The sequence below is a fragment of the Aquimonas voraii genome (assembly GCF_900101825.1).
Taxonomy (GTDB): Bacteria; Pseudomonadota; Gammaproteobacteria; order Xanthomonadales; family Xanthomonadaceae; genus Aquimonas; species Aquimonas voraii.
The window spans coordinates 41933-52422 of sequence record NZ_FNAG01000017.1 but is presented as its reverse complement, the minus strand read 5'-3'; the positions used below and the strand labels follow the sequence as shown (position 1 = coordinate 52422).

At 68.7% G+C, this 10490-nt stretch carries 11 protein-coding genes; 3 read left to right on the top strand and 8 right to left on the bottom strand.

Features of this window, described 5'->3' with window-relative positions; translation table 11 throughout:
• The 3 genes from BLP83_RS16950 to BLP83_RS16940 form a co-directional block, all read right to left on the bottom strand.
• The coding region (locus BLP83_RS16950) for a transposase (RefSeq protein WP_176764269.1) at positions 1-332 on the bottom strand (332 nt) is incomplete at its 3' end.
• A 110-nt stretch (positions 333-442) separates the two neighbouring features.
• Positions 443-727: a type II toxin-antitoxin system RelE/ParE family toxin gene (locus tag BLP83_RS16945; protein WP_176764268.1), complete on the bottom strand. Its 285-nt coding sequence runs from the start codon at positions 725-727 to the stop codon at positions 443-445.
• Positions 717-941, bottom strand: a complete 225-nt coding sequence (locus BLP83_RS16940; RefSeq protein WP_091245647.1) for a hypothetical protein — start codon at positions 939-941, stop codon at positions 717-719. The genes BLP83_RS16945 and BLP83_RS16940 overlap by 11 nt, the downstream gene beginning before the upstream one ends.
• A gap of 180 nt (positions 942-1121) precedes the next feature.
• Between BLP83_RS16940 and BLP83_RS16935 the strand changes: the two genes are divergently transcribed.
• Positions 1122-1319 carry a hypothetical protein gene (locus BLP83_RS16935; RefSeq protein ID WP_091245644.1) on the top strand — a complete coding sequence of 66 codons (198 nt, stop codon included), beginning with the start codon at positions 1122-1124 and terminating at the stop codon, positions 1317-1319.
• 20 nt (positions 1320-1339) lie between these two features.
• On the opposite strand, the gene BLP83_RS16930 is transcribed toward BLP83_RS16935, so the two are convergent.
• The 5 genes from BLP83_RS16930 to BLP83_RS18795 form a co-directional block, all read right to left on the bottom strand.
• Positions 1340-1825, bottom strand: a complete 486-nt coding sequence (locus BLP83_RS16930; protein ID WP_143006756.1) for a hypothetical protein — start codon at positions 1823-1825, stop codon at positions 1340-1342.
• Positions 1822-2778 (bottom strand): IS30 family transposase, encoded by a 957-nt coding sequence (locus BLP83_RS16925; protein ID WP_091245638.1) that lies wholly within the window; start codon positions 2776-2778, stop codon positions 1822-1824. The genes BLP83_RS16930 and BLP83_RS16925 overlap by 4 nt, the downstream gene beginning before the upstream one ends.
• A 511-nt stretch (positions 2779-3289) precedes the next feature.
• On the bottom strand, positions 3290-4819 hold the full coding sequence (locus BLP83_RS16920; RefSeq protein WP_091245633.1) for a hypothetical protein: 1530 nt from the start codon (positions 4817-4819) through the stop codon (positions 3290-3292).
• A 614-nt stretch (positions 4820-5433) separates the two neighbouring features.
• Positions 5434-7461, bottom strand: coding sequence for a serine/threonine-protein kinase (locus tag BLP83_RS16915; protein WP_091245631.1), 2028 nt, complete (start codon positions 7459-7461; stop codon positions 5434-5436).
• Positions 7458-8030: an ECF-type sigma factor gene (locus tag BLP83_RS18795; RefSeq protein ID WP_176764267.1), complete on the bottom strand. Its 573-nt coding sequence runs from the start codon at positions 8028-8030 to the stop codon at positions 7458-7460. The genes BLP83_RS16915 and BLP83_RS18795 overlap by 4 nt, the downstream gene beginning before the upstream one ends.
• A gap of 243 nt (positions 8031-8273) precedes the next feature.
• Between BLP83_RS18795 and BLP83_RS16905 the strand changes: the two genes are divergently transcribed.
• Both BLP83_RS16905 and BLP83_RS16900 read left to right on the top strand, forming a co-directional pair.
• The gene (locus BLP83_RS16905) at positions 8274-8819 is read left to right on the top strand and encodes a hypothetical protein (RefSeq protein ID WP_176764266.1); all 546 of its coding nucleotides are present in this window, start codon (positions 8274-8276) and stop codon (positions 8817-8819) included.
• 32 nt (positions 8820-8851) lie between these two features.
• Entirely contained in the window at positions 8852-10417 is a 1566-nt protein-coding gene (locus tag BLP83_RS16900) for a hypothetical protein (RefSeq protein WP_091245621.1), read from the top strand.
• Positions 10418-10490: the final 73 nt, after the last annotated feature.

The window sequence follows — 10490 nt, the reverse complement described above, 5'->3', positions numbered from 1 at the left end:
TCGCTATCGACCAGGCAGGCCTTGTACCGACCTTCCCAGAGCGTTCCGGTGCGCGCGTGGCGCGCGTTGAACTGCCCGACATAGCGCCGGCCGAGCTGTTGCATCAGGCAACCTGTGGCACCCACTTCGGGCGGCGTTGCCAACAGGTGGACGTGGTTGTCCATCAGTACATAGGCGTGCAGCTTGCAGCCCGTGGCGAGCAGCGCCTCCCGCAACAGTTGGCGATAGCAGGCGCGATCCATGTCATCGAGGAAGCAGGGAAGGCGATTGTTGCCACGCTGCACGATGTGCTGCGGAATGCCTGGCAGGTCGAGTCGAGGTTGGTGGGCCATGTGCACAGCATCGCTGCAGCGGTGGCCACCCTACGTGGGCACAACGCTGGCGATGCTGTAGGAACTCGGCGCGCGGGGCTATCGGAAGTGAACCTGACCCCGTTTCCCCGCTACCGCATCAGCTGCGGATCGCGCTTCTCGTGCCAGACCCGAATGATCTCGATCATGTCGCCGCTCAGCCGGTACACCAGCAGATAGGGCGTTCGCTGCACGCGCCATTCCCGTGACTTCAGATCGTCACCCGGTCGACCAATGTAGGGAAACTGCACCAGCTTGAGCACGCTGACCCGGATGCGCCGCGCGATGTCAGTGGCCGCCTGCGGATTCTCTGCTGCGATGTACCTCTGCGCGCTCGCGAAGTCCGCCAGCGCGAGCCGGGTCCACCTAACTTTCAATATCGATGCCCCACTTGGCGAACTCCTGGTGGACATCCTGATCGCTCGCAAATTCACCGCGATCTGCGGCCGCAATGCCGGCATCTACCGCCGCGCGGAACCGGGCGTACTCCAGCACGTCCGCCCAGGTCGCCCCTTCAGGCAAGCGCTCGGCCAGACCGTGCAGCTCTTGCCGTAGGTCATCGGGGGGCAGGTCTTTGATCACGGCGTTCATGGCAGACCTCGCAGGGGTGCTGTCCGGATGATAGCGGCCTTGGCCGATCAGCGACGAGAACAGGGGTCGGAGTCCACTTTGCAGGCCGCGCGCAGGAAATGCCACGCTTCCTTGTGGCGATTGCCGTGGCGGGAATGATGCTCAAGGCGCAGATTCTCCTGCCCCAGTTCCATCCAAAGCGTGATCCCGCACGCGCGCATCGACGTCAAGCATGGGCATTGGGTCAAGTCGCCCGACGCCATGCCAAGACAGCCACGCATCGACCTGCACGGCGTACCGCAGCACCTCGTGCAGCGCGGCAACGATCGCTGCCCCTGCTTCTTCGCGCCCATCGACCGCAAGCGCGACCTCGGCGAACGGCGCGAGGCTGCACCCTGACACGGCTGCGTCGTACACGCCTACTTGTTGATGACCGACCGCGTGTATCTGCTGCTGACACCCGCGGCGATCGGTTGCGTCAGCGCCATGAGGTTTCGCGGGGGCGTCGCTGCGTCTGCTGCATCAACGATCGCTAGCGCCGCACCGGCACTCTTTGGGATGGCCGCTTCAAGGCCTGCGCGGTGCACTCCGACGATCACCTGCTGCGCTGTTACTGTTCGATCGAAGTCAATCCGGTCCGTGCGCGCAGGGTCAGCCAAGCCGGCGAGCACGCCGGGTCGAGCGACGCCGCAAACGCGCAGGGCGCGATCGACCCGCGGGTCAGCCCGCACCCGCGGTCCCTGGCGCTGCATGCCGAAGACATGGCAAGCCATCGCCTTTACCGCGAGTGGGTCCAATCGGCGATCACACCGAACGAAGTCGCGCCGGACGAAGTCGACGAGATCAGACAACGCCTGGAGTACCGGCACGCCTTCGAAACGGTGCGGCTCCGACGGCGGATTCAATTCCGAATCGCAACACGCTTCTTGAGGGCTTCGGCGAAGACCTCGTAAGGGGTGCGCCAGCCTAGCGTCTTTCGCGGCCGGCTGTTGATCCTGCGCTCGATCTCTTGGAGCCGCTCGTCACTGACTGTCGCGAAGTCGGTGCCCTTGGGCAGGTAGTAGCGAACCAGTCCGTTGCCGTTCTCGTTGGAGCCGCGCTGCCACGAGGCGTAGGGCTCGGCAAAGTAGAAGTCGGCCTTGCAGGCGATCGCGATGATCTCGTGCTCAGCAAACTCCTTGCCGTTGTCCGCGGTGAGGGTGTGCACCAGGTGCTGGATGGGCGCCAGCGTGCCGATGATGGCGCGGCTCACAGCCTCTGCGGTGCGCTGCGACACGCGCCGGATCAGGTGCAGGCGCGAGCGCCGCTCCGTCAGCGTCACCAGCACCTGGCCTCCGTTGGCCTTGACCATGGTGTCCAGCTCCCAGTCACCGATGCGGCTGCGCTCCTCCACCATCGGCGGACGTTCGCGGATGTCGCGCCGATGCTTGATCTGGCCGCGACGATCCGGACGATAGCGGCGCCTCCTGCGTGGCTTGTTCTGCCGCAGCAGCGTATGCAGCGAGCCGCCACGCCGATGATCCGCCGCAATGTGCTGATAGATCCGCTCATGGCTTGCCAGCCCCGTCGCACCGGCAATCTGCTCGGGGCTGTGATCCTCGCGCAGCAGCGCCTCGATACGCGGCCAGTGCGACGGATCGATCCGGGGGCGCTTGCTCGCATGGTGGCGCCGCTGTCGCGCTCGAGTATGGGCTGGATCCGGGGAGTACCCCGCGGGGCATCGGTTGCGCTTGAGCTCGCGACAGATCGTGCTGGCGGATCGATGCATCCGCTTGCCAATCGCACGCAGACTCAAGCCTGCTTCGCGCAGCGCGTGCGCCTGATATCGTTCCTCTTGGGTCAGGTGACCTCTGGACATGGGCAACTCCACTTGCAGGTAGAGGAGCTCAGGCTACGTCACCTGGCCCACTACGCTCCGTAGGGGTGTTGCGTTTCAGAGTTGAGACCGCCGCGAAATTCCACGTCAAGTGAAGGACTTCGGGCTGTGCGTGGAGCACCGACGTTTGGTGTTTCGCCTTGTCTGCTGTCGGTTGGGTGGAGCGATGGAACAGAGCCTGTGCTTGCACGCCCGATACGCAGAACCTTTGCTGATCTGACCGGGGCAAGGCTGCGGGTGGATCGCCGGGCTCGCTTGTCGCAGGAAGAAGGCCCGACCAGCGGCAGGCCGTGGCGTTCCTGCATGCGGGTCTGTTCCCTTCTTCTCCGCGCGCCTGCGCCATGGCATTTTCCACTCGGTGCGACCCAGGCCCGGCCAGGAATCGGGCACGTCGGCGCAAGACCGTGCACGGCCTTGCGCGTGGTCCTCGGGTGTTCGAGCTAGCTTCGCACCTCGAATCCGTGTACCTGCGGATCACCTCAGCCTCAACCGCTCACTCGAACCCATCCTTGAGCAGATCCTGCGCATACAGCCGCACCCGCATGACGCTGCCGTAGAAGCTGCCGTCGTCGCTGGCATAGGCATAGCCGCCGAACACCACGCGTTCGCCGTCGGCGGACAGGGCCATGCTGTCCAGGCGGTTGTCGCGGTCGCTGCCGAACAGGCTGTGGCCGTAGCCCATGCGGCCCGGCAGGCCGAGGTTGAGGTTGCCGAAGCTGCTGTCGAAGCTGCCGTCGGCGTTGAGGCGGACCAGGGCGGCATCGCCGAAGCTGAAGCCCGCGTACTCGTAGCCGCCGCCGATCAGGATCTTGCCGTCGGGCGTGGCGAGCACGTCGGCGGCATAGGCGTCTCCGTGGATGCCGCTGGCGGTGTAGTCGAAGTTCAGGGCGGTGCCGCCGAGGAAGCCCGGATCGTTCGCGCCCGTCACGGTATCGATCACGCTGACGCCGATCGAAGGGTCGGTGTCGCTGGCGTTGGCGGCGTAGCCGACCACGATCAGCCGCGAGCCGGCGCCCTGCCGCTGGAGGGCCAGGCGATTGCCGGTGTTGTGTCGAAATCCCGGGGCGGCACTGAAGAAGAGACTACGGAAGCCGTTGCTGCCGAACTGCGGGTCGATGCCATAGCCTGGCGTTGCCGAGGGAAACGAGGTGCCGATCACCGCCGTGTCGAACTGGCCCTGCGAGTTGACGATGCCGCGGCGAAGCAGGGTGCGGAAGCGCAGCGGCACGTTCGCCCCGGGCACGTAGTCGGCGGCGAGATCCGCCACCTGCACATCGAAGTTGGCGCCGATGCGCAGCGCATACCACGGGTTGGGCTGGCCCAGGTTGCCGCCGATGACGTTGCCGCATTCGGCTACGCCGCAGAGTTGGCCGGTGTTGGCGAACAGCACCACATGCATCAGGTCGCGCGGGCCGCTGTCGCCGTCGCGGATCGCGCCGGCGAGCATGAAGCGGTTGGACGCCAACTCGTAGGGTTCGATCGCACCGGCGATGTCGGACGGCGTGCCGCCGCGGCGAATGCGCAGCAGCCCGCCGCTGGCGAAGTTGGGGTCGAGGCTGCCGTTGGTCAGCACCGCCCACACCGCCATGTCGCTCTGGTTGAAGGCGCCGAACAGCGTGCCCAGCACCAGCAGCGCGCCATCGGCGCGAAGCGCGGCATCGACCGCCTCCACTTCGAAATCGACGCCGGCATCGAACAGCTGCTGTCCGCGCGGACCGTAGCTCGTGTCCGGCGAGCCGTCCGCGTTCAGGCGGGTGACGCCGATCTGGCTGTTGCCCGGGAACTGCGAGCCGAACGGTGTTGGCGTGTTGCTGACCAGCAGGGTCTTGTTGTCCGCCTGCACCAGGGTTTTGACGACCCGGGTCGCGCCGCGCTGCAGGCTGGCGTCGATGGGGAAGAAGGTCGTGGTCTTGCCACTGGCGACGGGGCCGAAACCGGGATCCAGCTGACCGTTGGCCTGTGCCGCCAGCGCCCAGGTGGCCAGCAGTGCGAGTGCGATGAGGCGAGTGATCGGGTGTGTCATCTGCGGTTCTCAGCGATCGGCGCAGGAAAGCGCCCTTGCTGCGACACACGCTGGATGGGGGTTGGACCTGACAGCCGGCGCACGAAGCGACCCTGCGACTGGCAGCCGTGCCGCTGAGCACGGCTGCTTGTAGGCACGCTCTTCCAGGTCAAGCCTCCTCGGCGGCGTATAGGCGTGCTCGCGAGCCGCAAGCGGGGTGCAGGCTGCGTGCAGAGCGTTGGCGGCTGTTGAGCCCCTCTCCCCCGGTGGGAGAGGGGTTGGGGAGAGAGGGGGCACACTCGCGGCAAGATCCCCCCTCTCCCCCGGCCCCTCTCCCTCCAGGGGAGAGGGGAGCAGAGCACTCTGCTTACGCACGACGCTCATCAGATTCCGGAATCCCAGGTGTTTGTAGGAGCGAGCTTGCTCGCGACCCGCGGGTTGCGTGCAGGGCGCACGCTGCGTGCAAAGCGCAGGCTGCTCTTGAGCCCCTCTCCCCCCGTGGGAGAGGGGTTGGGGAGAGGGGGAACGCTCGCGGCACGCTTGCCCCCTCTCCCCCGGCCCCTCTCCCTCCAGGGGAGAGGGGAGCAAAGCACTCAACCGACGCGCAGAGGCGCAGTGGCACAGCGGTGGCGCGCTCAGTGCGACCTATCGGCTACGCCCTGCTCTGCCTGTTGGCCGAGGGCCGAGATCCGCTCACGCTCCGGGTGTGCTTCAGGGAAGGCGCGCTGGTACTCGGGCCAGGCCTGCTTCCACGCCGACAGTGCCGTGTCCTTGTCGCCCGCGCCCAGCGCGGCCTGTGCGAGCAGTGCGTAGGCCTCGGCGCGGCGCATGGGGACGAAGGCGTGCGGCTGCGCCTCCATCAGGGCCACGGCTTGCCGGAACACGCGCATCGCATCGTCGAACTGCTCGGCGCGCAGATGGACCCAGGCCTGCTGGCGCAGGAAGTTCTCGCGTGCAGCGGGCGCAATCTCGGCGACACCCAGCGATGCGCTGGCCGTGTCCAGCAGCTCGAAGGCACGATCGAAATCGCCCTGTTTGGACAGTGCGCCGGCGACGCTGCCCAGCACGTCGATGCGCTGCGAGTCGCCCACCCGCGGATCGCCGCACAGGGATTCCACTTCGCTGGCGATCGCGCGCAGCGCATCGCGCTGGTTCGGCAGATCCAGCGAGAAGGCCAGCAGCTTGAGCAGGCTGAGTCGAACGGAGGCAGAGGGCTCGGTCTCCTCGGCTTGCGCCTGCAGGGCGGCGCGCAGCACCGGTACGGCAGCCTGCGCCTGGCCCTGATTCAGCAGGGCGTGCCCGATGTCACCCAGCGACTGGCGCAGCAGCAGCGGGTCGTCGGCGTGGCGCTGCTGCAGTGTGGTCGCGGCTGCCCGCAGCAGGTCGACGCTGCGCGGCTCGTGGCCGCTGTATTCCGCGGGCACGGCGCCGCCGATCACGTCCAGCAGCGCGCTCAAACGCGCTTCCGCGCGCGCGGCCTGCTGCTCGGCGCGCTGCGCCTGACGCAGGGTGCTGAGCACCCCCAGCACCGCGACCAGCAGCAGGCCCGCCAGCACGGCCAGGCCGCGGCGATGGCGCCAGATCCGCCAGCGCCACTGGCGCGCGAATCCGCCGGTGCCGCTGCGCAGGGCGCGGTCATGCTGCAGATCGTGCAGGTCATCCAACAGCGCGGCGACCGAGGCATAGCGGCGCTCGGGTGGCTTTTCCAGACAGCGCGCCAGCAGGGCCTCCAGCGCGCGTCGCCGCCAGCCCGTCGGGGCGTCGCGCACGGGCAGGCGCGCAGGCAGGCGTCGCACAGGCCCGTGCAGGATGCGCTCCGCCCAGGGCTGGGGCTTGCCGGTCACTTCAGCGTGCGGCGACTCGCCGCTCAGCAGCTCGAACAGCAGCACGCCGAGGGCATGGATGTCGGTCGCCGTGGTCGCGGCCTGCCCCAGGATCTGCTCGGGCGCGGCGTAGCGCCAGGTCAGCAGACGCAGCCCGCTCTGGGTGAGTTCGTCGGCCGCGTCGTCCAGGCCCTTGGCGATGCCGAAGTCGAGCAGTTTGGGCACGCCCTCGCGGGTCAGGCGGAGGTTCGAGGGCTTGATGTCCCGATGCACCACCAGATGACGATGCGCGTAGTCCACCGCCTCGGCCACCTGCCGGAACACCGCCAGCCGTTCGGCATAGCCCGGCGTGCGCGCGGCCCACTCCGCCCACGAGGCGCCGTCGACGAGCTCCATCGCCAGCCAGGCCTGCCCCTGCGCGCCGATGCCGCCGTCGATCAGCCTCGCGATGTTGGGATGGTCGAGCCGCGCCAGCAGCTGCCGCTCCTGCGCGAAGCGCGCCTGCTGCAGGCCGTCCAGACGCGAGGCGCGCAGACGCTTCAGCGCCACCGTCTGCGCGAATCCGGCGCCGACCCGCTCGGCGCGGAACACGTCCGCCATGCCGCCAGAGCCGATGCACTCACGCGCCTGGAAGGCGCCGAAGCGCGGCAGGTCCAGCGCCGGTGGCTGCAGGTCGTCGGCGTCCAGATGACTCAACAAGCCCTGCAGTTGGGCGGCGAAGGCGGGATCGCGCTGCTGCCAGTCGCGCAGCGCCTGCGCACGCGCTTCGTCAGGCAGCTCGCAGACGTCGTGGAAGGCCGCGCGCAGGCGCTGGAAGTCCACGTCCGGCGCGTGGCTCACGTGGCGTCCAGCGCCTGACGCAGCCAGGCCTTGGCCATCGCCCAGTCGCGATACACCGTGCGTTCGTCGACCTCCAGCAGGTTCGCCACCTCCAGCACTTCGAGCCCGCCAAAGCAGCGCCACTCGACGATCTGCGCCATGCGTTCGTCGTGTTTCGCCAGCGCCTTCAAGGCTTCATCCAGCTCCGCCAGGTTCATGTCGGCTTCGATCGGCAGGTGCAGCAGCTCCACCCATTCGACCTGCTGCCAGTGGCCGCCACCGCGCTTGTCGCGCTGGGCGGCGCGCGCGCGATCCACCAGCACCTGTCGCATCAGCTTGGCGGCGGTGGTGAACAGGTGCTTGCGGTCGCGGATGTCGATCGAGCGCGCGCCGAGCAGGCGCACGAACACGTCGTGCACCAGGGCGGTCGGCTGCAGGGTGTCGTGGTCGCGGTGGCCGCGCAGGGTGTGGGCGGCGAGGCGGCGCAGCTCGTCGTAGACCTGCGGCAGCACGCGGTCGAGCGCGTCGAGATCGCCCTCGCCCCAGCGCGCCAGCCAGCCGGTGATGTCCGCCTCGCCCAAGGTGCTCATGCCCGGCTTTCCGCGCTGTGGTGGGGCGCAGGATAGCCGAGGCGGACGCGGGGCTTGCGGCGGGCGGCGCCTGCGAACGCGCGGGCGAGAGCGAGGGGCGGACGGGATCGGGTGCATGCGGGCACGTACGCCCAGCGGGGCGCGCACCTGACAGGGGCGCGTGGTCGGACGGCGCGTCTGGCGTTGTGTCAGGCGCCTGCACGGAAGGGCGTACGTGCAGGCAGCCCACCTGGAGTTCCGCCCATGCGCCGTCTGCTGCCCCTCACCCTGCCCTTCGCCCTGCTGCTCGGCGCCTGCGATGCCGAAGAACGCGGCGCGGCGCCCGCCGCGACCGCTTCGGTGTCGAGCACCGCTGCCGCTGCGGCGGCGCCCCCTGCTGAAACCGGCAACGTCGTGCGCATGCGCGTCGACGGCGTCGACTGGCAGGCCGACCGCGAGTTCTTCTGCGCCGTGCATCCGCCGGGCATGGACCGCGCGGTGCTGGTCAGCGCCTCGCTGGGGCCGAAGGATGCGAACGAGCAGACCTTCAACTTGAACCTCAGCGGCATCGACGGCCCCGGGCGCGTGCACCTGCAGAGCAGCGCCTCGTGGGTGCACACGATCCAGCTGGCCAATCTGGATGCCGCGCGCGTTCTCAACGGCGGCGCGATGGGCTTCGACATCACCGTCGAGCTGCTGGCGGTTTCGGCCGACCCCGTCCGCGTGGAAGCGCGCTTCGAAGGCCAGTTGATGAGCAGCGCCGGCAGCGCGCTGCGCATCGAGGACGGCTACCTGCGCTGCAGCGAATGACGCCCGCCTGCACTTCAACCGGAGGACTGCCCATGCACCGTCTTGTTTGCGGGGCGACCGTCGCCCTGTTCGTCGCCAGCCCCAGCCAGGCCGCCGTGTTCACCGTCGACACCAGCAGCGATGCCGCGCTCAGCGCCTGCACGCCGGCGCCAGCCGACTGCTCGCTGCGTGGGGCCATCCTCGCCGCCAATGGGATGCCCGGCGCCGACCGCATCGAGTTCGCGCTGCCGGAAAGCGACCCCGGCTATCAGCCGGCCAGCGCGCACTGGCGCATCGAAGCGCAGAGCGCGATGCCCAACAACGCCGGCGATCTGGAGATCGACGGCTACACCCAGCCCGGCGCGCTCGCCAACACGCAGTCACCGGAGCTCGGCGGCAGCAACGCCGTGCTGAAGATCGAGCTGCGCAATGCCGGGCAGTCGTCCAACACCGGCATCGACAGCAGCAGCGCCAACTTCGATGCGCGCCTGCTGCTGCGCGGGCTGGCGATCAGCCGCTTCGCCTCGCAGGTGGTGCTGAGCGGCGGCGCCGCGCATCGGGTCGAGGGCTGCTTTCTGGGCACCGATATCAGTGGCACGGCGCCCTCGCTGACCGGCAATTCGGGCCTCGGCATCGGCGTGCGCGTGCAGGGCGAAGGGCCGTATGTGATCGGCGGTGAGACGCCGGCCGCGCGCAATGTGCTGTCCGGTATGTTCAGCGGCATCGTGTCGTTCTCGGTGCCGAACGGTCTGCGCATCCGCGGCAATCTGATCGGCACCAATGCCGCCGGCACCGCGTCCATTGCCAACCGCAGCTATGGCATCGACCTCGGCAGCTTCCGTGATGTCGTCATCGGCGGCACCACGCCGGCGGCGCGCAATGTCATCTCCGGCAACGAGTTCACCGCGATCCAGCTCGGTGCCGGCGCCGCGCCGGCGATGTTTCCGAACCTGCGCGTGCTGGGCAACTACATCGGCACCGATTGGAGCGGCAGCCTGCCGATTCCGAACGGCCGCAACGCGGCCAGCCCGAGCCAGCCGCAGCCTTCGATCCTGCTGTTCGCCGGCGGCGCCTGCAGCGTGCAGATCGGTGGCTTCAGTGCCGGCGAGGCCAACCTGATCGCCTACGGCGGCGCGCAGGGCATCCTCGTCGGCACCTGCAGGCGGGTGGCGGCCGCCGGCAATCTGCACATCGGCCACCGCGACATGGCGATCGACAATTCCGCCACGAGTTTTGCCGACGGCCCCACCGCCAACGACGCGGGCGATGCCGACAGCGGCGGCAACCGCCTGCAGAACGCAGCGGACGTCGTGGACGCCGTAGCGGTCGGCGCCGACCGCTTCCGCCTCGATCTGCGCATCGACAGCGCGCCGGGCAACGCGACCTATCCGCTGCGCGTCGATGCCTTCCGCGGTCGCGGTGCGGATCTGCTCGAACACCTGGCCCAGCGCACGATTACTCAAGCCGAGGCGCAGACCGTGGTGTCGATCGAGCTGCCGCTCACCGCACTGGCCGACGGTGTGGTGCAACTGCTGGCCACCGACGCCGAGGGCAATACCAGCGAAGTCGGTCGCTATGCCCTGAGCCCGGTGTTCGCTGACGGCTTCGAATCCGACTGAGCCCGAACACGGTCGAAAGCCCGCGGTGCGCGAGCGCGCAGCCGCGGGGCTTCGGGATCGAGTCGCGTGCGCA